The sequence below is a fragment of the Paenibacillus sambharensis genome (genome assembly GCF_003233845.1).
GTDB classification, from domain to species: Bacteria; Bacillota; Bacilli; order Paenibacillales; family Paenibacillaceae; genus Paenibacillus_I; species Paenibacillus_I sambharensis.
In genome coordinates, this window is the sequence record NZ_QKRB01000055.1 from 158,733 (window position 1) to 184,480 (window position 25,748).

Consider the following 25,748-nt stretch of genomic DNA (forward strand, 5'->3'; position numbering starts at 1 on the left):
CCCTCCTCCCTAGACACGGTCATCCTGTCTGCCTTTCAGCTGTCTCTCTAGGGCTATAATCTCACTTGCAATTACCGCGGCCCGCACAACGTCACCTGACCGTTCCGCGCGTATCCACTCTTCCCTCCGCTCATCCAGCTCTCGCAGCCTGGGCTGCTTGAGCACCTCCGTGACATAGGCTTCAAGAACCTCGTTGTCGTACGGCGGAATAATGTCCATGCTCAGGATAGAAGCTGCGGTCCGCTCCAGCCGTTCATCGCGGAGTGAAGCAACGAAACGGCTGACTTCCGGATCGTTTCCTTGCGAATAATAGGCATATAGGTAAGCAGCCAAAGCTGCATGATCCTCTACGTTAAAAGCGTCGCCAAGCTTGTCAAACACAAATTCCGCCGCCTCGGTGTCATGCATCATCCAGTAGAGCAGTCTGCGCTCAATCTGGTGGTGAACCGATACCGCCGGCATTGATTTGGGCGCACGGCGACTTTCATTCCTACCATTATTCCACGAATTATCGTTATTATCCCCGCCGCCGCGCACTTTTTGCCGGCTCAGCAAAATGTCGTGGCAGTCCTGCTTCAGCGTATCCAGTGAAATACCGAACTCGCCTGACAGCTCCCGCAGATAGAATTCACGCTCTGTGGCGGAATCCAGCTCTGCGATAATCCGCACTCCTTCAAGGACGTAGTTTTTACGACCCTCTTCTTCTAGGAGTTTATGGCTTTTTCTTAAAAATAGTAGTCTAAATTTCGTAACCGTCAGCGGACTGTCGATCACCTCACGAAGAAATGACTGGGGCCCGTACTCGGAAATGTATTCGTCAGGGTCCTTCCGGCCCGGAATCGCCGCCACCTTCACCTTCAGTCCGGCCTTCTCGAACATCGGAATCGTCTTCATGGCTGCCGCTTGTCCCGCATCATCCCCGTCATAGCAGACAATAACTTCATCGGCATTGCGGCGGATCCGCTCCACATGATCGTCAGTAAAAGCAGTACCCATACTGGCTACGCCGTTGCGGACGCCCGCACTCCAGGCTTTAATGACATCCATATAGCCTTCGAACAGAACAACAGTCCGGCTCTTGCGGATGGAAGGCCTTGCCTGATGCAGGTTATAGAGCGTGCTGCTCTTATGAAAGAGCATCGAATCCGACGAATTCAGATATTTCGGCTGCGCGTCACCGAGAACACGTCCGGCGAATGCAATCACCTTACCGTCCTTATCCCAGATCGGGAACATGATCCGGTCCCGGAACCTGTCCACATAGCCGCTGCCGTCCGACTTAGCCGAAACCAGCCCGCCTTTCTCCATCAGCGCGAGGTCATACCCTCTCTTCTGTAGGAAATTGACCAGCGTATCCCAGCGGTCCGGCGCGTACCCGAGCATGAACTGGTTAATCAGCTTATCGCTCATGCCACGATCGCGCAAATACTGGTTGGCCCCACGGCCAAACTCTGTATTCAACAGGAGGTAGTGGTAGAACTTGGCGGCGTATTCATGCGCCTCCAGCAGAATCTGCCTGTCCTTCTGTTCGGCTGTCTGTTCCCCAGTCTGCTGGGAAGGCTCCCAGGTTACCGGCACATGGGCTTCCTCGGCCATTACTCTGACGGCTTCAGGGAAGCTGTATCCCTCCATCTCCATCACAAAGTGGATCGCATTGCCCCCTTTACCGCATCCGTAGCAGTAGAAGATCTGCTTCTCCGGCGTTACGGTGAAGGACGGCGTTTTCTCTGAATGGAACGGACACAGTCCCTTCATATATTTCCCGTTCTTCGTGAGATGCACATGTCTGCCGACCGTCTCTACAATATCGTGATGCCTTAGAACAGCTTCGATCGCTTCCTCAGGAATTCTACCGACGGTCATTCAACATCACCTTCATCCTAATGACACGTATAACTATTCGCTATGGCTCCCTATTCTCCTGCAAATCTTCCAAAACTTTTGTCAGCTTTTGTTGAAATTGCCTCCGGTCATCGTCTGTCATCGCCTTCGGACCTCTGGTTCTTCCGCCGCCGCGCCTGATCTTGGCGTGATCGTGTCTGCGGGCCATCAGATAGTCAATCGTCTCATTCGTGTACTGCTCACCACGGTTCGACAGAACGGTTGCCCGCTTGCCAAGCGCCACCGCCGCAAGACCGAAATCCTGGGTGACAACTATATCTGCAGCGCTCACCAGGTTGGAGATGTACAGATCTACCGATTGGCTGCTGCGGTCCACCTGCTTGATTTCGACACCATCCGCCGCCTCCATCCGGTGATCATAGGATGCAACCAGCAGGACGGGGACCCGGAATGCCCTTGCCGTCTCGGCGATTTCACGCTTGACCGGACATGCATCGGCGTCAACCACGATACGAGGAGCCTGTTGTTCCAACTGTTATCACCGCAATTTCTGGAAAAGTACCGTACTATTATATACGATGGCTTTACAAAAAATCCTGCAAAACCGCGTACAAACATTCGCTTTTTTATCCGCGGACCGTCTCAAGGATCAGGCTCGCTGTTTCTTCTACCGCCTTATGGGATACATCGATGACAACACAGCCCAGCTGCTTCATGACCGATTCTGCATATTCCAGCTCGTATTCAATCCGGGTTGTCGTCGCATACGAAGCATTATCAGGCAGCCCAAGCGCCTTCAGCCGCTCCTTGCGGATAATATTAAGATAATGGGTCCCGATCGTCAGACCGACGATTTTGGATTTGGGCAGCTTGAACAGCTCGGGAGGAAGCTTGAGCTCCGGTACCAGCGGCACGTTAGCCACCTTGTAGGTCTTGTGCGCCAAGTACATAGAGAGCGGTGTCTTAGACGTCCGTGATACCCCGACAAGCACAATGTCTGCTTTCAGAATGCCCGTAGGATCTTTGGCGTCATCGTATTTCACGGCAAACTCCACGGCTTCCACCTTGCGGAAGTAGTCGGCGTCGAGCACATGGTTAAGACCAGGCTCCTGCCGGGACTTGCTGCCGGTCTGGCGTTCAAGGCTCTCAATCAGCGGACCAAGCAGATCAACGGCCTGCACGTTCATTTCCTCTGCGCGCATAGCCATATACTCACGCAGCCTCGGGATAACCAGCGTATAGAGAATAACGGCATTTTCGGAAAGGGCTCTTATTAGAACCCTCTCGATTGTGCCTTCATCCTGGACAAAAGGAGCCCGCCGGACATCCGCGTAAGCGGGGTGGAACTGCGCCACTGCCGCCCGGACGACTACCTCGCCGGTATCCCCTGCGGAGTCGGACACGACATAGATAATAATATCGGACCTGCCTGAACCGCCTTCAACTGGCATGCTCATGTTCGCATCTCCTCTCTGCCGCTGCTGTTTACCAGACGATCTTGGAGAAGTCAGCAAGCTGCCTGATATCATCCGCCAGCGCAGCAAGTGCCGCCAGCCTGTTATCCTTGATTGTGCTGTCTTCCACCATTACCATAACATGATCGAAATACCCGTTTATGGGTTCTTTTAATCCTGCAAGCCTTGCCAGAGCCTCCGCTGCATCCCCTGCTTCCAACGCCTCCAGATAGGCGGTATGGGTTGTTCGCCAGCTCTCGAACAGTGTGCGTTCCGCTTCATCGGTGAACAGCGACGGGTCCACAGTGCGGCTTTCCGCTTTTGCAGCAAGATTGCAGACGCGGTTGAAGGCATCGGTTGTTGCCTTGAAGTCCGGCATGCTCTGTCCGGATACAGCTGCCAGTACAGCGGAAGCTCTTGCAATGGTCAAAGAGAGATTCGCAAAGCCGGAAGCCATAACCGCATCAATGATGTCATAACGGATTCCCTGTTCACCGAGCACATTCTTGACCCGGAGACTGAAGAAATCCATCAAATCCTGACGAACCTCTGCCCGGTCACGCTTCATGCCGCGGGCTTCATGCACATTCAGCGCCAGATCGAACAGTCCGGCGAGCGTAAGTCCAAGCTTGTGCGACAGCATAATCTGGACAATGCCAGCCGCCTGGCGGCGAAGCGCATAAGGGTCCTGCGAGCCGGTTGGAATGATGCCGATGGAGAAGCAGCCCGCGATCGTATCCATCTTGTCGGCCAGAGCAACTACTGCGCCAACCAATGATCCCGGTGCACGGTCACCTGCAAACCGCGGCTGGTAATGCTCGAACAGCGCCCTGCTCACAGCTTCGCTCTCGCCGGCTTTGCGCGCATAATCCTCGCCCATAATGCCCTGAAGCTCAGGGAACTCGTAGACCATCTGAGTCACAAGATCGAATTTGCAAATTTCCGCCGCACGGCTGATATCACGGTGCGACTGCTCGTCTACTGCCAGACTTCCGGCAATCAGGTCAGCCAGGCTTCTGATCCTGCGAACCTTGTCCGCCAAACTGCCCAGTTCTTCGTGGTAAACGATATTCTCCAGCTTGGCATTCGCATCGGCAATCGCCAGCTTCTGATCCTCCGAATAGAAGAACTTTGCATCGGACAGACGGGCACGAAGCACCTTTTCATTGCCCTTCGCCACCTGCTCGATCGACGTGCGGTCGCCGTTGCGCACTGTGACAAAGTAAGGCAGCAGCTTCCCGTTCTTATCAAGCACCGGGAAGTAACGCTGGTGCTCGCGCATGGAGGTAATCAGCACTTCCTGCGGGATATTGAGGAACGAAGGATCAAAGGTGCCGAACAGTACGCTTGGATATTCTACAAGGAACAATACTTCCTCAAGCAGATCCTCCTTGACCGCAATATTCCAGCCCTTCTCCGCTGCCAGCTCCTCAATCTGCTTGACGATCAGGCCTTCGCGTTCCGCCAAGTCAGCAATGACATGCTGCTCGCGCAGCTTATCCAGATAAGCCGACGGCTGATCAATATCCGTATCGGTTCCCAGAAACCGGTGACCGCGCGATGTGCGGCCGCTGGCAACGTCCGCAATTTCGATCGGAATAATCTCGGTTCCATAGAGCGCAACCATCCAGCGGACCGGACGAACGAAGCGCATCTCATAGGCGCCCCAGCGCATGTTCTTCGGGAACACCATGCCGTTGATAATATCCGTTAACCCGGCAGGCAGCACCACGGAGGTCTCTATGCCAATACTGCTCTTATTCGCGTACACATATTCAACACCGCCAAGCTCCTTGAAGAAGAGCTGATCCGGCTCTACACCCTGACTGCGGGCAAAACCGAGGGCAGCCTTGCTCCACGCTCCCGTCTCATCCTGAGCGATCTTGCGGGAAGGCCCCTTTACTTCCTCGCTGACATCCGACTGCTTCTCAGCCGCAGCCCGTACCAGCACAGTCAGCCTGCGCGGTGTAGCGTATGCTTCAATGCCTTCATGAGCAATCCGGGCTTCTTCCAGCCACTTGCCTGTCTTTTCCTTCAGTTGGTTCAATGCGCCGCGCACAAACCGGGCAGGCACCTCTTCCAGTCCCAGCTCCAGCAGCAGGTCCTTAGCCATTGATTTCAGCCCCTTTCTTAAGCAGCGGGAATCCTAGCCGTTCCCGTTCCTCCAAATAAACAGCCGCGCATTTGCGGGCGAGGTTGCGGACACGCATGATGTAGCCGGTCCGCTCCGTTACGCTGATCGCGCCGCGCGCATCAAGCAGGTTGAAGGTATGCGAGCATTTCAGCACGTAGTCATAAGCCGGGAACACCAGGTTATGCTCCAGTGCTTTTCCCGCTTCCGCCTCGTACATCGCGAACAGGGAGAACAGCATCGATGCATCCGAAATTTCGAATGTATACTTGGAATGCTCGAACTCCGGCTGCAGGAACACATCGCCATAAGTGACGCCCTCGACCCATTCCAGGTCAAAGACATTTTCCTTGTCCTGTATGTAGGAGGCAAGGCGCTCCATTCCGTATGTGATCTCAACAGACACCGGGCTGGCATCAATGCCGCCCACCTGCTGGAAGTAAGTAAACTGCGTGATCTCCATCCCGTCAAGCCATACTTCCCAGCCAAGGCCCCAGGCGCCTAGCGTAGGCGATTCCCAGTTATCCTCGACGAACCGGATATCATGATGAGCCGGGTTAATTCCAAGCCGCTTCAGGCTCTCGAGATACAGCTCTTGAATGTTGTCCGGCGACGGCTTCAGAATGACCTGAAATTGATGATGCTGATACAGGCGGTTCGGGTTCTCTCCGTAACGTCCGTCTGCCGGCCGGCGGGACGGCTCCACATAAGCCACATTCCACGGCTCTGGACCAATGGAACGCAGGAACGTCATCGGGTTCATCGTGCCCGCGCCCTTCTCCACGTCATACGGCTGTACCAGAATACAGTTTTGCTCTGCCCAGAATTGCTGGAGCGTCAGAATCATTCCCTGAAAATTCATCACTTGCGCACCCCTTATCATAGAATTAGCAAACAGAAAGACCGGGAATAGGATGAGGAGCGTGAGCAGAAGGCCCTGCATGGACGCCAAAAAACTCCCGTCCCTACGCCTGTTCCCAGACGTAGGGACGGGAGCTATAATCCCGCGGTTCCACCCTACTTGGCTGCCGTTCACACGGTAAGCCCGCCTCTTGCCCTGCCAGCGTCCTCCGGAGCGCCCTTCACCAACGGCCGGCCGCAGGGCTTCCACTGTCCCCTGCTCGCTGACTGCCGCAATCGTCGGTTACTTTCTCCATCATCGTCCGATACTCATATTGCCCTATATTAGCGATAATTGACGGTTTTGTCAAATTGGGCTGGCAGGGTCGTCACCGGGCGGCCGCCGCCGCTGTGGTGCAGCTGCCTGCATACCAGCCAGTGAATCCAGGAATGCCCTGGACTTAAGCCGCAGTCCCATATGGTAATCCATCAGCGCCCGTACCGATTCTGTCAATTCCGCCTTGGTCTCCGTCTTGATCTGGATATTGCCAAGCCGCCGCATATCCATCGTCCCCAGCAGCCTGAGCAGCTTAATGGCGCCTTCACCCGGACGCAGAGCCGACGGGTCCGTATAACGGCACCGGGGACAGAGCAGTCCGCCCAGCCGGGGACTTAAGACAAACGGTCCTTCCTCCCGGCCGCAAGAAGCGCACGCATGCAAAACAGGCGCATAACCTGCCGCCTGCAAAATTTTCATTTCATACAGATGAATGGTCACCGCCGGGTCCTTGCCGTCCTCAAGCGCCTGAAAGCAGGCCTTCAGCTGTTCAAACAGAAAGCTGCCTGCCTCTTCATCCTGCAGTGCCCGGTCGGTCAGCTCAGCCGCATAGGAGGCATGGGCCATCAGATCCAGCTCCTCCCTCAGCCTGTGATGGGAGGTTATAATTTCTCCGCTGCTGAGTGTCCCCAGTCCGCTAGTCCTGAAGAATGCAAACTCCCCGTGGGTAAACAGCTGAGACAGCGAGCCGTAACGGCTCTTGAGCTTCTTGGCGCCGCGTATGAGCACGCCGACTTTTCCGTTCGTGTTGGTCAGCAGTGTAACGATTTTATTGCCTTCCCCATAATCCATTGAACGAATGATAATGCCCTCTACTCGGTAAAGCAACAGCCTCTCCCCCACCCGGAAGGGCGGAGCTTACTCCGCTTCCTCCCACTCTTCCAGCGAATCCATTGCTTCCTGCGGACCTCCGGTTTCATTCAGAGCCCGGACCTGGTCCACCTGTTTATACAGTAAGAACGCGTCCACATCTCCGGTTAACGTAAAATACGTCCAAGAAAAATCACGCATGCGATTCATCCTTTCTCCGTAAATGCTTGCAGTTCCGATACAGAGAATAGGTTGCGATGAATGCATCCTGAGTATCCTTGGTGTTTATATCCTGTTATAAAACAGGCGTCAACCGGGTATGGGCTTGCCTTGGCGCAGCTTCCCGCTGGACTTTCATTTCCCGCCTGCCCGGATTATTCGTTCCGGTAGCCGAGGTCCTTCAGCACGCGATCCTGGTTCCGCCAGTCTTTCTTAACCTTTACCCACAGCTCGAGGAACGTACGCGAGCCCAGCAGATTTTCGATATCCCGCCGCGCCAGCTTGCCAACCTCCTTCAGAACGGCACCCTGCTTGCCGATGACGATGCCCTTCTGCGAATCACGCTCCACGAAGATCACAGCGCCGATATAGACAACCCCGTTCTCCTGAACGCGCATGTCTTCAATAGTTACGGCAATGGAATGCGGCACTTCCTCCCGCGTCATATGAAGGATCTTCTCCCGGATCAGCTCGGCACAGACGAACTGCTCAGGATGGTCCGTTACCTGGTCAGCCGGATAATACTGCGGCCCTTCAGGCAAATATTTGGTTAGCGTATCAAGCAGCGTGTTTACGTTATTGCCCTGCAGTGCGGAGATCGGTACGATCTCTGTAAACTCCATCAGCTCCCGGTACTTATCAATAATCGGCAGCAGCGCCTCGGGATGAACCTTATCGATCTTGTTCAGCACCAGAATAACGGGCGCCTTGCAGTTCTTCAGCATCTCGATAATGTAACGGTCACCGCCCCCCAGTTCCTCGGACACGTCAGTCAGGAACAGGACCGCCTCCACCTCCCCCAGCGCACTCTGCGCAGACTGGTTCATGAAGTTGCCAAGCTTGGAGTTCGGCTTGTGGATTCCAGGTGTATCAAGGAAAATAATCTGTGCGCTGTCCGTCGTATAAACACCATGAATCTTGTTGCGTGTGGTCTGCGGCTTATCCGACATGATGGCGATCTTCTGGCCGATCAACCCGTTCATCAGCGTCGACTTGCCTACGTTGGGCCTGCCGACGATCGCCACAAAGCCCGAACGGAATTTACCCGGCTTGCCGCTGTTCTGGTTGGACATCTGGTAACCTCCTGTGTATCGTAATTCATCTTTGTTGATTCTGCTTATTTGTTCTCCGACTCGAGGGAAAAGGCGCCTGGGAGGAGTTCTGCAACCTTGGTTATTTCCCATGGTCCTTCCATGCTCCCCAATACTACCGGTGTATCCGGTCCCAGGAGCTCGGACATGACCTGACGGCAGACGCCGCAAGGCGAGACAGGACCCTTCGTATCCGCCACCACCGCCATCGCCTTGAAGCTTCGCGGCGCGTGTCCCTGGGCAATCGCGCTGAACATGGCCGTGCGCTCGGCGCAGTTGGACGGGCTGTAAGCGGCATTCTCTATATTGCAGCCGTAATGAATGTTGCCTTCCTGATCCAGCAGAGCGGCTCCTACACCAAAGCCAGAGTATGGAATATAGGCACGCTTTCTTGCTTCCTTCGCCGCTTCCAGCAGACGCCCCGCCAGTTCGTTGTCAATTGTGCTGCCTGTCATCAATATCCCTTCCCCTTCACTATGTAATCAGCCGCCAGAGATGCGGTATGAAAATAACCGCGCCTATGACGGCAGCAAACACGGCCGCCGCGAGAACCGCGCCGGCCGCTGTATCTTTCGCCGCTTTGGCAAGCGGATGTGGCTCCAGTGTGTTCAAGTCCACAGCTCGCTCAACGGCTGTGTTCATCAGCTCTGCCGTAACCACCATTCCCATGGCCAGCAGCAGCAGAGCCCACTCCAGCCTTGCAATGCCAAGCAGGGCTCCGAGCAGGGTTACACAGCCTGCCGCAGCAAGGTGAATACGCATGTTGGGCTCACGCCGCACAGCCGAGACAATTCCGCTTGCCGCATAGCCGAAGCTGCGAAGCAGCCGGGCGATCACCGGCTGAGCCCTGCCTGCTGCAGAATGGCCTCCTGCTTGGACGTCATCTGCTGCTCTTCTGCTTCAGTACCATGGTCATATCCGAGCAGATGCAGGAAACCGTGCACGAACAGAAACCCGATCTCACGCTCCAGCGAATGGCCATATTCCTCACTCTGTGCACGAGCGCGCTCCACCGAGATAATGATATCGCCAAGCATGCCGGAGAACGGATCCTCCTCGGATTCATCCTCCACCTCAAAGACAATCTCCGGTTCCTCTGCGCTGTCCTCCTGCATAGCGAAGGAGAGCACGTCGGTCGGCCGGTCAATTCCCCGGTAGTCCCGGTTGAGCCGGTGGATACCGGCGTCATCGGTGAAGAGCAGCGCAACCTCGCCCGCTTCTACCTTCTCCGCTTCTGCCGCAAGCTGGAGCAGCTGCTCCAGCCGGCTGACCAGCGCATCCGGTATCTCAATTATTTCCTGTTCGCTGCTCCATTCCAATTGCACACTCATCCCAGCCGCTCCTTTGGTTTCACGTCTTCCGGATATTCAATCCGTGAATGGAAAATGCCGACGACGGTTTCCTTCAGCGTCTGGGAAATGCTGTCCAGCTCCTTCATCGTCAAATCGCATTCGTTAAATTGATTGTCATCCAGACGGTTCTTGATAATTTTCTGTATCATAGTTTCGATCTGCTCCATCGTCGGATTGCGAAGGCTCCGCACTGCTGCTTCCACACAGTCCGCGATGCCGACAATTGCCGCTTCCTTGGACTGTGCCTTCGGCCCCGAATAACGGAAATCATCCTCCGTGAAATCCGGCTCTTCACCCTCCGCTTCTGCAAGCTTAACCGCCTTGTGATAAAAATATTTCAGGCAGGTCGTTCCATGATGCTGTTCGGCGATATCACGGATCGGCTTCGGAATGTTATGGGCCTTCAGCATGTCCACACCATCCCGGGCATGGGCGATTATGATCGACTTGCTGAGCTTCGGCTCGATCGAATCATGAGGATTCTCAATATTCGTCTGATTTTCAATGAAATAGCTAGGACGCTTCGTCTTCCCGATATCGTGATAGAAGGAGCCGACCCGGCACAGCAGGCCATTCGCTCCAATCGCTTCCGCCGCCGCTTCCGACAAGTTGCCGACCATAACGCTATGATGATAAGTGCCAGGTGTTTCAGTCAGCAGCTTGCGCAGCAGCGGGTGGTTAGGATTGGACAGCTCAACCAGCTTGAGAGCCGATAGAATGCCAAATGATATTTCGAAGAACGGCATCAGCCCTATCACGAGTACAGCAGTCAGCAGGCCGCTGGCAAAGGCAAAGCTTCCCGCATAGATCAGCTCGGTGCGCGGCAGTGCATCCCCGAACATCAGCAGTGTAAGCACGGAAACGGTGCCGAACAGGCTGACCATAATGCCCGCCTTCAGAATCGTAGAACGCTGGCTTGCCCTGTGCACCGCAAAAATAGCTGCAAAGGACACAACCGCTATCACAAATCCGTACCGGAAATCGAACAAATGATCATTATCCAGATTAAACATGATACTGCCAATAGTAGCGAACAAAAGCGAGCATACCATCGCCAGATGCGTGTCCAGCAGAAGCGCAATCAGGATTGCTCCGAGAGCTGCTGGCGCAAGGTAGCCAATGTAGGACAGTTCAATCGTCTGAATCATGGAGATGATCGACATCGTCAGCAGATTGAGCGCGAAGATCAGCCACAGCATAAGCAGCTGGGCGTTGTTATACTTACGGTCCGGTCCGCTGCTCAGAATACCCGACTGCTCCAGGTAGAAGTAGATAAGAAGCAGGAACAGCAGTGACAGCAGCAGCAGGCCCAAATGCGGCCAATAGTTCTTCGAGTCCTGCAGCAGGCCAAGCCCTTCGAGCCGCTCGTATACTTCCTCGGTAATCAGCTGGCCCCGCTTGACAACAACGTCGCCTTCCTTGATTACGACCGGCTGCGTGTCTTCTTTTGCCTGTACCCTGGCTTCTTCCGTCGCTTCCTTGTCATAAAATTTGTTCGGCATGATCGCGTAGCGCGCCAGCTCGGCGACAATTTCACGGCTTGTCCGATCGTTAAGCGCGCTTGTGTTCACAAGCTCCGCCACCTTGGCGCGCGCCGTCTCGGCATCCCGGAGCTGCTCGCTCATCAGCTTGCGGACGACATCAACGCCAACCGCCTCCATCTCTTCGATCTGTTTACTGGAGAGCAGCGGCAGCTTATAGTAGGTTTCCTCGGGAATCTGATACTGCTGGTCCTTGACGTTCTTCGCCATCTCTTCCAGCAGTGTGGCGCTGTACGTATCCGAGTTAAGATTGGTCCTTACGAAATTATTGACAAAAGAGACATACCGCTCTGGTATCTCTCTCCGGTAAATATCCACCTTATTCTGAAAGGTCACCTGATCTTCTGCATTGAGCTGCTCCACCCTGCCAAAGATCTGTTCGATCAGGCCTTCATTGCGAAGGGCAACAATCGAATACTTCGGTTCGACGTTCTCGGCTGCCCTTTCCTGGGCCTTAATGGTCGCTTTCTCGTCATTCCACTGTTTACGCGCAACAATTTCCCGGTCGCTTATCGTTCCCAGCTTGATATCATAGGTTCTCGGAATGAGATGCGGTGAAAGGCTGGCATAAAAGAGCAGCACGAACAGAAGCAGCAGCAGCCACCGGGCCCCGGCGCCGTGTTTCCATCCTGTCGACTTGGACGGCAGCGACACCGCCCGGTTCGTGGTCTGGTTCCGGCTCATGCAGTCTACATTCCTCTCTATTAATGATTTTCCGCGTCCCAGTCATAAGCCATGATAATCTTCTGCACAAGCGAATGACGGACAACATCAGATTCAGAGAAGGTAATAAAACCGATTTCCCCGATATTTTGCAAAATCCGGCGTGCTTCGATAAGTCCCGAGTTCTTCCCCCGCGGAAGGTCAATCTGTGTAACGTCCCCGGTTACGACCATCTTGGAACCAAAGCCAAGACGGGTCAAGAACATCTTCATCTGCTCCGGGGTCGTATTCTGCGCTTCATCCAATATGATGAATGAATCATCCAGTGTCCGGCCGCGCATGTAGGCAAGCGGCGCTACTTCAATGACGCCCCGCTCAAACGCTTTGGCGGATTGTTCGGGTCCAAGAACGTCATGCAGTGCATCGTAGAGCGGACGCAGGTACGGGTCTACCTTCTCCTGGAGATCTCCCGGCAGGAAGCCCAGACTCTCCCCTGCCTCAACGGCAGGCCTCGTCAGGATAATCCGTTTGACTGCGCCTTCTTTGAGAGCCACTACGGCCATGACAACAGCGAGATACGTCTTGCCCGTGCCTGCCGGTCCAATCCCGAAGACAATATCCTTCTTCCGGATCGTGGCTACATAGTGACGCTGTCCGATCGTCTTGACCTGAATAGGCTTTCCTTTATGAGTGGTGGTGATGACGGACTTAAACAGATCCAGAAGCTCCTCCGCCTTCATCTCCCGAGCAAGCTCAAGTGCATACATGATATCGCGCTCGGACGGCGTATAGCCTCCCCTTACCAACTGCAGCAGTACCTGGTACAGCTGCTCTAGTGAAGCAAGCTCGCTTGCGGTTCCGGTAATGACAATCTCGGCGTCCCGTGAACGAATTTCCGCATTCATCTCCGCTTCCACAAGCTTGAGATACTTGTCCTGCGGACCGAATACAGCCAGCCCTTCGGCAGCATTTTCCAGCGGAATTTTCACAACTCCCGTCGTTTCTTGCAAATCGTCATTCTCCTTGTATGTGGACTAAAGGCATTTCCGTCGTGATGGACTGCTCCACTTCGAAAAGCACTTTCATATAAACTTTACCATTCTCCGTCTTTTCATGCAAAAGGTTTTCGTCCCGTATAACAGCATCCTCGCCCGCTTTGGTCAAAATTTCGGCCCTGGCCTGCAGCAGTCCGTCAGCCCTGGCCTCCTCCTTGGTCACCGGCCGTTTTTCCAGCCTTGTCTCCATAATCGACTGCTTCATTCTGCCGAATGGTAAGGAAATCCCCCGCCATGCTGCCTGCTGCTCCTGCCTTACCTTCTCATATTGTCCGAATGGCGCCTTGCCGAAACCGCTGACCTGCAGCGCCCGCCCGCCGACAACCGCAAACCATTGAACCTTACGCTCCCCTGTATACACCTTGACAGTTCTTGTCAGCGGCGAGACGATGTTGTACTCATGCCAGACGAGTCCTTTGACCGTACCCTCCGCCACCACGGTCTCTTCCTTCTCCTCATCGCCAAGCAGTCCCGAAATCAGTACATCACCCTTCTTCACTCTGGTATTCTTCCTGACAACCGGCCGCCCCGTCTCTGCCATGATATGGGTAATCACGGCGTCCTCGGAAGCAATCAGATGCCTCGGGCTCATCAGCGGCTTAGCATCCGGGGCAGTGGTCTCCACAAGCTCAATCGTCACCTTCGTGCCGTGCTTCTGGACGCCGACCCATGCCGTACCTGGCAGCTTCGTAGCCAGTCTCTTCGAGACTTCATCAAATGGCTGAAGCCGGAACGACCACTGGAAGGGATAAATTCCTTCTTCTCTGGCAGCCCGCAGGACAAGATCAGCCGCAAGACGGTCATTGCCCTTCACTTCCACACGCCACACGAGTGACGACAGGAGATACATGCCGACGAAGAAGAGCAGCATGCCCGCCACGAAGAACTTCCGTCTCTCCAGCTTGGCGAGCATAAATGGAAGTCCGTGCCTTCCTGTTATACGGAGTCTGCAGCCTGTCCTCCTCAAATAAGGCCTGATCCGGAACAAATCCCGAAGGCGCAGGCCGCATACTGCCTCATCCAGGCTTGTCCGCCGCAGAGAAAGCAGCTGCAGCCCGTCCGCAGCCGCCGCATTCATCAAATTTTCCAACCCGTTCCCCTGAATCCGGACCGATACGACACCTCTCATCTTATCCAGCCATGACAATCTCATTGGCAAGACGCCTCCTACCCGTTGATCTGTACCTGCACGATAATGCCTTCTATAAACACTTCCTCCGTCCAGATGCCCCGGATCACCAGTTCCTGACCCATGACCTCCAGTTCGCCGGTAGGCAATGCCAGCCGAAGCTTTTCCGGGGAGAAATGAAGCACACCACGATGATTCTCTATGTAAAGCTGCCGATCGCCAATCATCGTCATACGCGGGAGATCGAAAACGACGTCCTGGGGCAGATCAAGCACTTCAGCGGTCCATTTTCGCAACTTTTGGCCAAATCGACGCATGGCGGATGCACTCCCTCCTCTGTACCTTACAACCTATGCGCCAGCCTTCCAATTTATGAAAATGTGCTGTGGATGACTTCGGGGCAAATAAAAAAGAAGGCTGCCAAAACCAGCAGATGCTGGCAGCAGCCTTCTTCTATTTACGGTGTTATTTGCGCCCATAGGGACGTTTCGCCCGGGGCGGGCCAAGCACCTCAGCCCAGATTACAGCACGGCGCAGCTCATCTGCATCCGTTCTAAGCACCTCTGACTGGTCGTCAGGACGGGCAGGTGAAGTACGGACCGTACGGACAGGTGCAGGACGGACTGGCCGCGCAGGCGCGGGAGTGCCTTCCCCGTACCAGCCCGGAGTGGAACCCTCTGCTGACAAGCTGCCGCCTGTACTGCCGAAGGGCGATCGCGAACCTTCTCTTGTAGGAATCGGTTCTGCGCCTTCCGGACGGAATTCACGCCTTACCTCCGCCGGCCGGCCGACGCTGCGGTTATCCGGATCCCGCTGCTGGTCCTGCTCGCTGCTCTGCTGCTGCATGGGACGCCCCTGTCCGCCGAAATCAGGCATCCGGCTGGGCGCCTTGGCTTTCTTACCGAGCAAGGATAGCAGGAAACCGCCGATAACCACGACGATAAATATGTTATCCAGCAAAAAATAGATCAGCCTCTCGATCATTCCATCACCTCCGTGTCCGCAATCGGCAAAAGAGCTGGTTAATGCCGGTTTGCAGGTTAGACACCGTCTTTATCGCCGCGGCCGGAATCCGAAGGCTTGCCGATGGAGCCGCGCATCTGCGTGTCCGCTTCAATGTTCTTGAGGTTCATATAGTCCATTACGCCAAGCTTGCCGTTGCGGAGTGCATCGGACATGGCGATTGGCACCTGCGACTCGGACTCAACGACGCGTGCACGCATCTCGACCACGCGCGCCTTCATCTCCTGCTCCAGCGCCACAGCCATTGCACGGCGTTCCTCCGCCTTGGCTTGGGCGATCTGCTTGTCAGCCTCCGCCTGCTCGGTCTGCAGCTGAGCACCGATGTTCTTGCCTACATCAACGTCCGCAATATCAATGGACAGGATCTCAAACGCCGTTCCGGCATCAAGACCTTTACCCAGCACTGTGCGGGAAATCAGATCAGGGTTTTCCAGCACATCCTTATGGGTATTGGCTGAACCAACCGTTGTTACGATACCTTCGCCGACACGGGCAATAATCGTTTCTTCGCCAGCGCCCCCGACGAGACGGTCAATGTTGGCACGCACCGTTACACGTGCTTTTACCCGGACCTCAATACCATCTCTTGCAACCGCTGCTACGACAGGCGTCTCGATGACACGCGGGTTAACACTCATCTGTACCGCTTGCAGAACGTCACGGCCGGCGAGATCGATCGCGGCGGCACGCTCAAATTCTAGCGGAATGTTGGCGCGCTGTGCGGCAATCAGGGCATTGACCACCCGGTCTACATTACCACCCGCCAGGAAGTGGCTCTCCAGCTGGTTAATCGATAAGCCGAGACCGGCTTTCGTTGCTTTGATCATCGGGTTGACGATCCGGGACGGAACAACACGCCGCAGGCGCATAGCCACCAGGGTGATGATGCTGATCCGCACACCGGAAGCCAGTGCCGAAATCCAGAGCATAACCGGGAAGAAGCTCAAGAATACAGCCAGGACGATGAAGGCGATAACGCCAATCACCAAATACATAATTGTTGGATCCAACTCGTTCATGTTTGTCTTACCTCCATTGTTAGGTTAAATGTGGCAGCTCCCCTATATTTCGCGGACAACCACCCTTGTTCCTTCTACCTGGGACACTCTGACCTTGGCACCGGATGCAATGAAGCCTCCTTCTGTTACGGCATCAATCCGCTCCTCACCGATCTGTATCGTGCCCGAAGGACGAAGCGGCGTCAGGGTAACTCCCTCTTGACCAAGCAGCATCGGCCTGGATGCAGTAGAAACATATCCTTCCTCTGTTGTCAGCCGGTCCCGCAGAATAAACCGGTTCCATACGCCTCTCCTCCGGAATATATAAACAACAACCGCAACAATAACAGATGCGCACAGGAAGGCTAGCAAGAGCGACATGACAGCCTGCTCAGAGTCATAGGCAGCAGTTGTAACGCCTCCGACAAGAGCCGCAATGCCGAGTGTGCCTAGTATCCCGAAGCTCGGAACGAAGATCTCAATGATCAGCAGCGCAACCCCGATAACGAACAGCACGACCGACTCCATGCCCGCAAAGCCTGCAACATAATGGCCGAAGAAGAACAGGCCAAAGCCTAGCAAGCCGATGATGCCCGGCACCCCGAACCCGGGTACAAGAAGTTCAATGGCAATACCGGCAATACCGGCAATCAACAGCAGGTTCTGCACCCATGGCTGAACCAGCCACCTCGCCATGCGTTCAACAAAGGTAGGGTTGACCTCCACGGCCGGACGGTCCTCAAGCTCTAGCCAGGCAAGCGTTTCGTCTACCGAATTGGCAATATGATCAGCATAACCAACCTTTACTGCTTCAGCGGCTGATATGCTGAGCACCTCTCCCTCACCCTTCACCTTATCCAGCTTCGGCAGCTCAACTCGCTGTCTTGGGTCCGTCATCGCTACGGCGATGTTAGGGTCACGCCCATTCAGCTCAGCCGCGCCGACCATACGGGACACCCAGTAGGATCTCACCTTGGCATCCTCAATCAATGTGCCCTGTGCATCGACAATTGCTGCCGCACCAATCGTACTGCTGGGCTGCATCACAATCATGTCTGCATTCAAGGCAATGAATGTGCCCGCAGACACGGCCTTTCCTTCAATAAACGCTGTCGTCGGAATGGGGCTTTCCCGGATCAGCTTGCCGATCTCATCGGCGCTGTCCACTCTGCCCCCGAGAGTATTGATAACGAGTATAATTCGTTCGGCATTGGCTTCTTCTGCTTCACCCAATGCTCTCTCCAGAAAGGATTGAAGGCCTGATTCCACAGTCTGCTTGACAGGCACTATATACACGGCCGTTCCCGCTGATGACGGCTTTGGCGGTGCTTCCGCCGCCGCTGCAGCAGTGGACAGCACGGCGCTGAATACGGCTGCCACCAGCCAGAGCACGGTCAGCATGGAGAATCGCCGAATGATTACAGCGTTCTGCATAATTTGACACCCCTCTCATGATATAGTCCTTATACGTCTTATTCTTTCCAGCGTTTCAATTTTTCAGGCAGCCCCTTCCTAATGACAATAACACAAACGGGAATCTAAGGCTCTATATGTATTATTCATCGGACAACAAAAAAACACCCTTATTAGGGTGCTTTCTTGACAGGGGAGCTGAAGACGCACTCCCTATTTCATACAAAAAGAATCGCTGTACCGGAGCAAGCGGCTCATTTTGCGCCAATCATTGCAGAAATTGCTGCACGAGCTGATTTACTAGTTTACCGTCAGCGCGGCCTTTTACCTTCGGCATTAAGGCTGCCATGACTTTTCCCATATCAGCTTTGGAAGAAGCACCGGTTTCCTGGATGGTCTGCTTTACAATCTCCTTGACTTCTTCTTCAGTCAGCTGCTCGGGAAGGTATTCACTAATAATATCTATTTCTGCGGCTACATGTTCCGCTAAATCATTGCGGCCCGCTTTTTCGAATTCTTGGAGGGAATCTTTACGTTGTTTGATTTCCCGACTTAGTATATCAAGCACTTCGTTATCATCCAGATCACGCTTAAGCTCAATCTCTTGATTCTTAATCGTGGAGCGGATCATCCGAATCGTGGAGAGTTTGAATTTATCCTTACTCTTCATCGCCTGCTTCATATCGTCGTTCAATCGTTCGGTAAGGTTCATTGTGGAAGGATCCTCCTAAAACTTTCTCTTACGCGCAGCCTCGGACTTCTTCTTGCGTTTGATGCTAGGCTTTTCATAATGCTTGCGTTTTTTGACCTCGGCCAAAACGCCGTCCTTAGCAATGGAACGCTTGAACCGACGAAGTGCAGCATCAATTGTCTCGTTTTTACGAACTTTCGTTTCAGACACCAGTTTTCCCTCCCTCCGAAACAGACCGTCCCAGAACAATAAACACGGTAATCAAACTTCATTATATGGTATAAGGAAACCCGGTGTCAACTCACACATTACCGATTAATGCGCCAAGCTTCTTGCCGCCAATCAGATGCACATGCAGATGGTAGACAACCTGGCCGCCATCGGCATTCACGTTGTTCACCAGCCGGTATCCCGACTCGTCCACTCCGAGCTCCTTCGCAATGTGGCGCGCAGCTGCAAAAATCTCGGCAACCAGCGGACCATCCTCAGCCTGCACGTCATTCATCGTGGCAATATGCTTCTTCGGGATGATCAGCACATGGACTGGTGCCGCCGGCTGGATATCGTGAAACGCAAGGACATGCTCATTCTCATAAACCTTCCGGGAAGGAATGCTTCCTTCAATGATTTTACAGAAGATACAATCCAACTTTCCATCTCCTCCTCTATATGAATGCTGCCATTATGTATGAGATTTATTCTGTGCTTCCATCATACCGAAAAAGGCGGGGCTCGTCCAATTTGCACAGGGGGTTAGCCTGGTGGATGCGGGACTGCAGCCGGAGCCGCTGGGGAGCACCGAAGCAGGCAGCGCTCCCCGGCTGCTGTAGGCTTTAGTAGTAAGGAAGAAGCGACAAGCCAAGCAGTGCCGCCAGCGGGAAGACCGTCCGCAGGAAGCGTCTGCGCGGATAGTACGGATACGGGTACAATGGCGGCTGGACAAACGGCGATCCCGGATAAGGCGTGCCGTATGGAGGAACAACACCCCCGTATGGGGCGTACGCACGCAGTACGTCGTGTCCGCCTCCACAGTGAGGCACCGCCAGGTAAACATGCGTTTCATCAATGTGCTCGATAAATCCGTCGCAGCATAGCCCATCTTTCGTGTGAGCGAGTACGTAACGGTGAATATGCGCTGTACACCATTTGTGCAGCTCCTGTTTTTCCATCATCCATTCCCTCCTGGAATCATCAGTCTGCTCTATCCTATTCAGCAATAGGCAAAAGGCTACCGCTGCGGTTGTTTTTTTATCATAAAATTTCCGCGGATGCCTGGTTTTCAGAATATCCTCCTATCGGATGAAGGAGGCGCAGCCTTGTTTGCAATCGTTCTCAATTTGATACATATATCAGACCAAATCGGCATGGATTCGACAACTTGGCCCCCTTATAATGGTTGTTAATAGGACCTATAAACAATTTTAATAGATGAGTTTGGGAATATATGATGACAACGACCGCATCGGGTAGAGCGGCTTACGCCGCAAAGGAGGAGCAGATATGAAGATAGCCGTGATCGGCGGAGGACTTGCAGGCTTGACCGCTGCCGCTTATTTGTCGGAGCAGCCTACTGTTACAGGTGTGCTGTTCGAACGCAGCCCCCAGCTAGGGGGACGCGCCTTTACCTATGAGAAAGCCGGCTTTACCTTGAACTACGGTGCTCACGCGGTATACGGTTTGGACCGCCATACGATTTCGGTTATGGAAAAGGAGCTGCAGCTTTCCTTTGGCAGCCGTCAGGTAGATAAGCGCAAGGTCATGTATGAGAAGCACGATCAGCTGTCTCCTGCTCCGCTCGACTTTGTTAATCTGATGAAAACCGATATACTCAGCCCCCGGCAGAAAATGCGGTTTGCGGCTGAAATTACAGCTATCATCACGAATATCCATCAGCTGAAGCACTATCCTACGCTTGGCCACTATCTCGCTGATTCAGAGGCAGATGAGAACGTGAAGGAGCTTTGGGAGCATCTTGTCTGCTCCAACTTCTTCATCACGCCGGAGGATGCACGCAAAGTGCCGGGTCACGTGATCAGCAAGTACTATCACAACCTCTTCCTGTCTCAGCGTCCGGTTAACTATATTCTCGGAAGCTGGGCTGTCATTACGAACCAGCTGAAATCCAAGATGGAACAATCAGGCCGGTGGGAGCTCGCCATGCAGGAGGGCGTCGACGGTATCCGTTACGAGGGCGGCCGGTATGTGCTGACGACCAAATTACGGGAAGAATCCTTTGATAACATTGTCTTTGCGATGCCTGTCCAGCAGATCATCAAGCTGCTTAACGATACGCCTTGGGAGCCGTTCATGACACCGTACGCGAACAACAAGGCCACGGAGGTCATGGTGTACGATGTGGGACTGAGCCAGGTCGTTGCCCGGCCGTTCAGCTACATCAGCGACATGAACAACAAGCTGTTCATTACCGACGTTTCCGCGACGGATCATACGCTTGTACCGGAAGGCGGACAGCTGCTGCAGGGGGTCGCGTATCTGAGCGACGATTTCGACACCGAGCAGGAGCGCAAGGCATATCTCGATGAACGGACCGCCCGGATGGAAGCGTTGTTTGACAAACACTATCCCGGCTGGCGGGATGCCATTGCCGTCAAGCGAGTCTCCAAGAAGGCGATGGTACAGAGTGTGAAAAATATTGCCGGCAACAAGCTTCTCCCCGTCCGGATTGAGAATATGCCCTTTTATTTCTGCGGTGACGGCTGTCAGGGCAAAGGCGAGCTGGCCGAGCGCGCTTTCTCTAGCGCCAGAGATGCCGCCGCCAAGCTTGCGTCAGCAGCACGTGCCGGGCTTCCCGAGCTTGTTGGCATCTAGTATGCGGGCGGGAGGCACCAGCATTGCGCAAGGAATTGCAGACCACCTGTGAAGCATAAAAAAGCTGCCATGCTGCGGAAAAATCCGCGGCATGGCAGCTTTTTTTTATGATCGGTATATTAATCCTCCGAGAGCAGCGGATCTGCGACACCTTCGAAGAGCACCTGCTCTTCCCTGTCCATTACAGCTGCCAGATCGTATGCTGCGTTAACCCAGTCACCGCCCGACAGAACCAGCTGCGCTTGCGCATCATTAATCGTATCGACCGTGAAGCGTTCGGCAATCTCTCTTAATGTGCTATACAGCTCCTCGATGGACTGCAGGTAACGGAGCTCCTCTTCTGTGAGCGGGCCCCCGTGCGTACCGATATGCTGAAGGGACGCTTCCACGTGGGAAATGAAGGTCAGCGCATTCCTTCTTTCGAAAGTGAGCGGTTCTTTGCCGTTGCGGCCGTCAGCTCCCCATACGAAGGCCTGCACCTGCTCCCCGTAACCTGTCCAGGAAACGATGCCTTGCTTGGCCGCAATGCGCTTGCCCATATCATCTCCGCTGTCCAGCAGCAGCCGGACATTGTCCAGTATACCGCCAAAATGCAGCTTCGTGTCCCATCCTGCCCGGATGATACGGCTGCCCTCCTCAACACGCTTCTCCTTGGTGCCGTGCAAATATTGTGAATAGAAAAAGACGTTGCCAATTAGACTGATCACAAGCAGCATCAGCGTAATGGGCGCAAATAAACTTCGTTTTCCGCTAGGGCTGTCCACTTCCGCCACTCCTTTCCTCCCAGCAGTGTATCATGTCCGTCACAGCGTTTCCAGCCGGACACGGCTGCCCGCACCCGCCGGGTCGGCGGCCGAAACGATCAGCCGTCTTGGCAGGCGGGCACGCAGCTCTGGCACATGGCTGATCACACCCACAGACAGCTTATCCGTATGCAGCTTCTCAAGCGCCGAGATCACGGTCTCAAGCAGCTCTGGATCAAGTGTGCCGAAGCCTTCATCAAGGAAGAAAAACTGCAGCGGATAGCGTCCCCGCAGCTGAATTTGGGCTGACAGGGCAAGGGCAAGCGCCAGAGAGGCGAGGAAGGTTTCGCCGCCTGAGAGCGTTCCTACAGGCCGGCGTATTCCGCCATTGGCATCATCGCGAATGACGAAGCCGCCGCCTGAATCCACCTCAAGCGCGTATCGCCGCTTCGTCAGAAAGCCCAGCCTCTCCGAGGCGGCCCGGCATACCTGAACAAGCTGCTCCTCCGCAACATACTCGACAAAGGCATTTCCGCGGAAGACAGACTGCAGACGGCTCAGCCGGCCGCTCAGCTCCGTGAGCTCCAGCCGCTTGTTCTCTAGTGCCTTCCAGCGCTCATGCTTCCGGGCCAGCTCCTCCACGCCGCGCTCGGCCTTCGCCTCCTGCTGGATGGCAGCCTCACACACAATCCGGGCGGCGGCAAGCTTGCCCTCGGCGGCCTGCCAGTGCTCCTCATCAACCGAACGGCCATCCAGCTTATCAGTGAGAAGAGCGATCTGGACCTTCAGCTCTCTTGCCTTCTCCTTGTAGGCTTCAAGCTCAGCCGCAAGCTTCTCCTTCATAGGAATGGATGGCAGCAGCTCCCTGACCTCTGCCAAATCTGCAAAGCCAGTCTTGGCCATCTGATCCTTCAAACGCTGAGCCGCCGATTGCCTTCTGCTGGCTGCCGACTTGAGCGCTTCCGCTGCGGAGCTGCGGAGCTCGGCTGCCTCCTGCAGCGCGGCAGCTGCAGCGTCATGGGCTTCACCCGAGGAACGAACACGGTCTTGCAAACCTGCCCTTTCCTGCTCTGTCTGCTCCAGCAGAAGCGATGCAGGCTGGCCAGCTGTCCACTCGTACAGACGGGCAGTCTGCTCTTGAAGCAGTCTCTCTCCACCTTCGAGGCGGGCTGCGGCTTCGACGGAGGCAAGCCTCGCATTCTGCAGCCCCTGCTCGCTTGCCTGCAGCAGCGCCCGCTTCTCTTCAATGAAAGCCACGCTTCTCTCGAGACCCTCCCTTGCGGACCGAGCTTCCTTATCCCTTCGTTCGCATTCTGCAATCCAGGCTCCCGCCGCTTCGGGCTTGACTTCCTGGAAATCGCCTTCCCATTCCGCCAGCAGCTGGCGGCAGCCCTCCGCCACCCTGCTGTGCCGTTCTTGAACAGCCGTGCGTGCTGCTGACTTTGCATCTCTGTCCGCTTGCGCAGACGTATACTGCTTCTCTGCTGCTGCAGAGCGCTCAATCAGCTGCTCGGCTTCCGTAGAAGCTGCCTGCCAGCTCTGCTCCAAGCCGGCAGCAGCAGCCTCTGCTGCTTCAATCGCCGCAGCAAGCACTGCCAGCTGAGATGCCCTGAAAGCAGCCAGCTCCTCTCCGTCAGGTTCGCTGCTCCAGTCATTCTCCAAAGCTGCAGCAGCTTCTGCTGCCGGGATGGCTTGGAAACGGTATGCATCCGGGATTGCGGCGGCCGTTGCAAGGCTTTTGGCCGGGTCGCGGGAAACCGAATCCGCCGCGGCACGTCTGATCCGCTCCAATGTCTGCCGTGCGGTCCCTCCAAGCGAAGATAACCGGAGCATCAGACTGCTGGCAGCTGTAGTCAGCCGCTCTCCTTCAGTGATCTGAACGCCCGTCTCCTCCAGTTCCCGGACAGTCCCGGCATCTTGACCTGCATGTGGAACGCCCGGGTGCTCTGTTGAACCGCACACCGGACAAGCCAAGCCATCCTGCAGCTCTTCTGCCAGCTTTACCGCAAGCTGCCTGCGTACAAGCTCCTTCTCATACTCCCGTGCCCGCTGAAGCAGTCCGGGCAGCTGATGGGAAGGCTTACGGGCAGCTTCCTCCAGCCGTTCAAGCTCTTCATAACGGGGCTGCAGCTCTGCCAAGAGCCCGGCTAGTGCAGCTGAAGATGCTTCCCATTTTCTCTTGCCCGCTTCGCAAGCAGCAGCACTTTCATTGAAGGCCCGGTCAGCAGCAGCGAGTTCCTGCCCCGCTTCCTTCAGCAGTCCATTCTGATATTCAAGCTGCTGAAGCCGGCGCGTCATGGACACCCACCTGGAGCGCTCCTGCTCCGAAAGGTCCAGCTTCTTCAGAATCTCTCTCAGTTCCTGCTGCCGTTCCTGTGCCCGGTTGACGATATCACGCGCCTTGGCGGCCTGCTCGGCAAAGTCCTGCATACTCTTCTCCGCTTCAGCAAACCTGCTGCGGTTGCCTTCAACCTGCTTGCGCAGCTCCTCTGTTTCCCGCTCTAGGCGCTGAGCCTGAGACAGCTGCTCCCGCCGCTGCGCCAGCAGCGGTTCAGCCTCTTCGGCCTCCTGACGAACAGCCTTCCATATGGCAGCAGCCGATTCTGCCGCCTGCTGCCTTTCCGCATGCAGGCGGAGAGCCGCTTCGTTGCGGCGCTCCATATCCGCACAGTCCTGCTCAGCGAGGTCCAGATCCTCGACGGCCGGCTGCAGGCGTTCTGCCTGTTCAAACAGCTTAACCCTAATCTCGAGCTCATTCATCCGGGAGGCATCAGCTTCCAGCAGCCTGATCTCCTGCTTCCTACCGGCCAGCTCGAGCTGGCGTTCCCGAATCTCACGCAGCTCCGCATGATCTGATTCCGCCTGAGCGAGCTCACTGCGGGCTGAGGCAGCAGCTTCCGAGGCTGCTGCCTTCAATGCCGCTGCCTCTGCCAGCGCCTCTTCAGAGGCATCTCCGAGTCCCTGCTGCTCGGCTGCCGTCTCACCCAGCGCCGATTCTGCTGCCTTCGCCCGCTGGCTCAGCCTTGCCGCCAAGCCGTCGCCATACCTCTCCAGGGAGAAGAGCCGCTGAAGCATTTGGCGCCTTTCCTTGCCTGTTAGCGACAGGAACTCCGAGAACTTGCCCTGGGGCAGCACTACCGCCCTGGTAAAGTCCTGCATCGTGAGGCCGATATGCTGCTCAACACAGCGGTTCACATCAGACAGCTTATCGGCCAGCACCGCATCTCCACCGGGTGTCATCTCCACGAAGCGGCAAACCGTATTATTAACCGACACGTCGCCGCCGCGTTTAAACTGCCGCTCCACCCGGTAGCGGCTTGAACCGCCTGCTCCTGACAGCTCGAAGGTGAAGGAAACAGCCAGTGTTTTTTCCGCCTGATTCATGATGCCCTGCGTACCGCCGTAAGCCCTCTCAACCTTGCCGTACAAGGCCAGTGTCATCGCGTCCAGTATGCTGGACTTGCCGCTTCCCGTCGGGCCGAAGATCCCAAAGACGCCTGCTTCACAGAGCCGGGCGAAGTCAATTTCCTGCTGCTCCCGGTAGCTTTGCAGCCCGCTTAATGTCAGCTTGATTGGTTTCATCTTCG

Annotated in this window: 25 protein-coding genes; 1 reads left to right on the top strand and 24 read right to left on the bottom strand. The window is 55.2% G+C overall.

Annotation, left to right across the window (positions count from 1 at the left end):
* Positions 1-9 precede the first annotated feature (9 nt).
* The 22 genes from dnaG to DNH61_RS20850 all read right to left on the bottom strand — a co-directional run bounded on the left by dnaG (position 10) and on the right by DNH61_RS20850 (position 19,761).
* On the bottom strand, positions 10-1,863 hold the full coding sequence (gene dnaG, locus DNH61_RS20745; protein ID WP_111148735.1) for a DNA primase: 1,854 nt from the start codon (positions 1,861-1,863) through the stop codon (positions 10-12).
* A 40-nt stretch (positions 1,864-1,903) separates the two neighbouring features.
* Positions 1,904-2,374: a YaiI/YqxD family protein gene (locus DNH61_RS20750; RefSeq protein WP_111148736.1), complete on the bottom strand. Its 471-nt coding sequence runs from the start codon at positions 2,372-2,374 to the stop codon at positions 1,904-1,906.
* Positions 2,375-2,468: 94 nt separating this feature from the next.
* Complete coding sequence (locus DNH61_RS20755) at positions 2,469-3,299, bottom strand: pyruvate, water dikinase regulatory protein (protein WP_245948278.1); 831 nt, start codon at positions 3,297-3,299, stop codon at positions 2,469-2,471.
* Positions 3,300-3,327: 28 nt separating this feature from the next.
* The gene (gene glyS / locus DNH61_RS20760) at positions 3,328-5,409 is read right to left on the bottom strand and encodes a glycine--tRNA ligase subunit beta (RefSeq protein ID WP_111148737.1); all 2,082 of its coding nucleotides are present in this window, start codon (positions 5,407-5,409) and stop codon (positions 3,328-3,330) included.
* Positions 5,402-6,289, bottom strand: a complete 888-nt coding sequence (glyQ, locus tag DNH61_RS20765) for a glycine--tRNA ligase subunit alpha (protein WP_111148850.1) — start codon at positions 6,287-6,289, stop codon at positions 5,402-5,404. The genes glyS and glyQ overlap by 8 nt, the downstream gene beginning before the upstream one ends.
* Positions 6,290-6,634: 345 nt before the next feature.
* Positions 6,635-7,432, bottom strand: a complete 798-nt coding sequence (gene recO / locus DNH61_RS20770) for a DNA repair protein RecO (RefSeq protein WP_111148851.1) — start codon at positions 7,430-7,432, stop codon at positions 6,635-6,637.
* A gap of 30 nt (positions 7,433-7,462) precedes the next feature.
* Positions 7,463-7,615 carry a YqzL family protein gene (locus DNH61_RS20775; RefSeq protein WP_111148738.1) on the bottom strand — a complete coding sequence of 51 codons (153 nt, stop codon included), beginning with the start codon at positions 7,613-7,615 and terminating at the stop codon, positions 7,463-7,465.
* Positions 7,616-7,788: 173 nt separating this feature from the next.
* Complete coding sequence (gene era / locus DNH61_RS20780; RefSeq protein WP_111148739.1) at positions 7,789-8,706, bottom strand: GTPase Era; 918 nt, start codon at positions 8,704-8,706, stop codon at positions 7,789-7,791.
* Positions 8,707-8,750: 44 nt separating this feature from the next.
* Entirely contained in the window at positions 8,751-9,179 is a 429-nt protein-coding gene (gene cdd / locus DNH61_RS20785) for a cytidine deaminase (protein ID WP_111148740.1), read from the bottom strand.
* 19 nt (positions 9,180-9,198) lie between these two features.
* Positions 9,199-9,561, bottom strand: a complete 363-nt coding sequence (locus DNH61_RS20790; RefSeq protein WP_425452286.1) for a diacylglycerol kinase family protein — start codon at positions 9,559-9,561, stop codon at positions 9,199-9,201.
* Positions 9,558-10,055: an rRNA maturation RNase YbeY gene (ybeY, locus tag DNH61_RS20795; protein WP_111148741.1), complete on the bottom strand. Its 498-nt coding sequence runs from the start codon at positions 10,053-10,055 to the stop codon at positions 9,558-9,560. The genes DNH61_RS20790 and ybeY overlap by 4 nt, the downstream gene beginning before the upstream one ends.
* Positions 10,052-12,301, bottom strand: a complete 2,250-nt coding sequence (locus DNH61_RS20800; protein ID WP_111148742.1) for an HD family phosphohydrolase — start codon at positions 12,299-12,301, stop codon at positions 10,052-10,054. Before DNH61_RS20800 ends, ybeY begins: the two co-directional genes overlap by 4 nt.
* A gap of 20 nt (positions 12,302-12,321) precedes the next feature.
* Entirely contained in the window at positions 12,322-13,290 is a 969-nt protein-coding gene (locus tag DNH61_RS20805) for a PhoH family protein (protein WP_111148743.1), read from the bottom strand.
* 4 nt (positions 13,291-13,294) lie between these two features.
* Positions 13,295-14,488, bottom strand: coding sequence for a sporulation protein YqfD (gene yqfD / locus DNH61_RS20810; RefSeq protein ID WP_111148744.1), 1,194 nt, complete (start codon positions 14,486-14,488; stop codon positions 13,295-13,297).
* Between the two features lie 14 nt (positions 14,489-14,502).
* The gene (gene yqfC, locus DNH61_RS20815) at positions 14,503-14,781 is read right to left on the bottom strand and encodes a sporulation protein YqfC (protein ID WP_111148745.1); all 279 of its coding nucleotides are present in this window, start codon (positions 14,779-14,781) and stop codon (positions 14,503-14,505) included.
* Between the two features lie 148 nt (positions 14,782-14,929).
* Positions 14,930-15,448, bottom strand: coding sequence for a hypothetical protein (locus DNH61_RS20820; protein ID WP_111148746.1), 519 nt, complete (start codon positions 15,446-15,448; stop codon positions 14,930-14,932).
* 56 nt (positions 15,449-15,504) lie between these two features.
* Positions 15,505-16,506, bottom strand: a complete 1,002-nt coding sequence (gene floA, locus DNH61_RS20825) for a flotillin-like protein FloA (protein WP_111148747.1) — start codon at positions 16,504-16,506, stop codon at positions 15,505-15,507.
* Positions 16,507-16,548: 42 nt separating this feature from the next.
* Positions 16,549-17,919 carry an NfeD family protein gene (locus DNH61_RS20830; RefSeq protein WP_111148748.1) on the bottom strand — a complete coding sequence of 457 codons (1,371 nt, stop codon included), beginning with the start codon at positions 17,917-17,919 and terminating at the stop codon, positions 16,549-16,551.
* Positions 17,920-18,166: 247 nt separating this feature from the next.
* The gene (locus DNH61_RS20835; protein ID WP_111148749.1) at positions 18,167-18,610 is read right to left on the bottom strand and encodes a GatB/YqeY domain-containing protein; all 444 of its coding nucleotides are present in this window, start codon (positions 18,608-18,610) and stop codon (positions 18,167-18,169) included.
* Positions 18,611-18,625: 15 nt separating this feature from the next.
* Complete coding sequence (rpsU, locus tag DNH61_RS20840; protein ID WP_111148750.1) at positions 18,626-18,799, bottom strand: 30S ribosomal protein S21; 174 nt, start codon at positions 18,797-18,799, stop codon at positions 18,626-18,628.
* 91 nt (positions 18,800-18,890) lie between these two features.
* Positions 18,891-19,238, bottom strand: a complete 348-nt coding sequence (locus DNH61_RS20845; RefSeq protein ID WP_111148751.1) for a histidine triad nucleotide-binding protein — start codon at positions 19,236-19,238, stop codon at positions 18,891-18,893.
* A gap of 184 nt (positions 19,239-19,422) precedes the next feature.
* Positions 19,423-19,761, bottom strand: coding sequence for a hypothetical protein (locus tag DNH61_RS20850; RefSeq protein ID WP_245948279.1), 339 nt, complete (start codon positions 19,759-19,761; stop codon positions 19,423-19,425).
* Between the two features lie 328 nt (positions 19,762-20,089).
* On the opposite strand from DNH61_RS20850, the gene DNH61_RS20855 reads away from it, so the two are divergent.
* Positions 20,090-21,418: an FAD-dependent oxidoreductase gene (locus tag DNH61_RS20855; RefSeq protein ID WP_111148752.1), complete on the top strand. Its 1,329-nt coding sequence runs from the start codon at positions 20,090-20,092 to the stop codon at positions 21,416-21,418.
* Positions 21,419-21,537: 119 nt separating this feature from the next.
* On the opposite strand, the gene DNH61_RS20860 is transcribed toward DNH61_RS20855, so the two are convergent.
* Both DNH61_RS20860 and DNH61_RS20865 read right to left on the bottom strand, forming a co-directional pair.
* A complete protein-coding gene (locus DNH61_RS20860; protein ID WP_111148753.1) occupies positions 21,538-22,191 on the bottom strand; it encodes a hypothetical protein in 654 nt (217 codons plus the stop codon).
* 30 nt (positions 22,192-22,221) lie between these two features.
* Complete coding sequence (locus DNH61_RS20865; RefSeq protein ID WP_111148754.1) at positions 22,222-25,743, bottom strand: AAA family ATPase; 3,522 nt, start codon at positions 25,741-25,743, stop codon at positions 22,222-22,224.
* Positions 25,744-25,748: the final 5 nt, after the last annotated feature.

Excerpts from the sequence above, each read along its gene's own strand:
- ybeY (WP_111148741.1), bottom strand. The coding sequence starts at position 10,055 with ATGAGTGTGCAATTGGAATGGAGCAGCGAACAGGAAATAATTGAGATA.
- DNH61_RS20820 (WP_111148746.1), bottom strand. The coding sequence starts at position 15,448 with ATGATCGAGAGGCTGATCTATTTTTTGCTGGATAACATATTTATCGTC.
- DNH61_RS20835 (WP_111148749.1), bottom strand. The coding sequence starts at position 18,610 with ATGAACCTTACCGAACGATTGAACGACGATATGAAGCAGGCGATGAAG.
- DNH61_RS20830 (WP_111148748.1), bottom strand. The coding sequence starts at position 17,919 with ATGCAGAACGCTGTAATCATTCGGCGATTCTCCATGCTGACCGTGCTC.
- floA (WP_111148747.1), bottom strand. The coding sequence starts at position 16,506 with ATGAACGAGTTGGATCCAACAATTATGTATTTGGTGATTGGCGTTATC.
- DNH61_RS20850 (WP_245948279.1), bottom strand. The coding sequence starts at position 19,761 with ATGATGGAAAAACAGGAGCTGCACAAATGGTGTACAGCGCATATTCAC.
- cdd (WP_111148740.1), bottom strand. The coding sequence starts at position 9,179 with ATGACAGGCAGCACAATTGACAACGAACTGGCGGGGCGTCTGCTGGAA.
- era (WP_111148739.1), bottom strand. The coding sequence starts at position 8,706 with ATGTCCAACCAGAACAGCGGCAAGCCGGGTAAATTCCGTTCGGGCTTT.
- DNH61_RS20800 (WP_111148742.1), bottom strand. The coding sequence starts at position 12,301 with ATGAGCCGGAACCAGACCACGAACCGGGCGGTGTCGCTGCCGTCCAAG.
- yqfD (WP_111148744.1), bottom strand. The coding sequence starts at position 14,488 with ATGAGATTGTCATGGCTGGATAAGATGAGAGGTGTCGTATCGGTCCGG.
- DNH61_RS20865 (WP_111148754.1), bottom strand. The coding sequence starts at position 25,743 with ATGAAACCAATCAAGCTGACATTAAGCGGGCTGCAAAGCTACCGGGAG.
- dnaG (WP_111148735.1), bottom strand. The coding sequence starts at position 1,863 with ATGACCGTCGGTAGAATTCCTGAGGAAGCGATCGAAGCTGTTCTAAGG.
- yqfC (WP_111148745.1), bottom strand. The coding sequence starts at position 14,781 with ATGCGTCGATTTGGCCAAAAGTTGCGAAAATGGACCGCTGAAGTGCTT.
- DNH61_RS20755 (WP_245948278.1), bottom strand. The coding sequence starts at position 3,299 with ATGAGCATGCCAGTTGAAGGCGGTTCAGGCAGGTCCGATATTATTATC.
- glyS (WP_111148737.1), bottom strand. The coding sequence starts at position 5,409 with ATGGCTAAGGACCTGCTGCTGGAGCTGGGACTGGAAGAGGTGCCTGCC.
- DNH61_RS20775 (WP_111148738.1), bottom strand. The coding sequence starts at position 7,615 with ATGCGTGATTTTTCTTGGACGTATTTTACGTTAACCGGAGATGTGGAC.
- DNH61_RS20855 (WP_111148752.1), top strand. The coding sequence starts at position 20,090 with ATGAAGATAGCCGTGATCGGCGGAGGACTTGCAGGCTTGACCGCTGCC.
- glyQ (WP_111148850.1), bottom strand. The coding sequence starts at position 6,289 with ATGAATTTTCAGGGAATGATTCTGACGCTCCAGCAATTCTGGGCAGAG.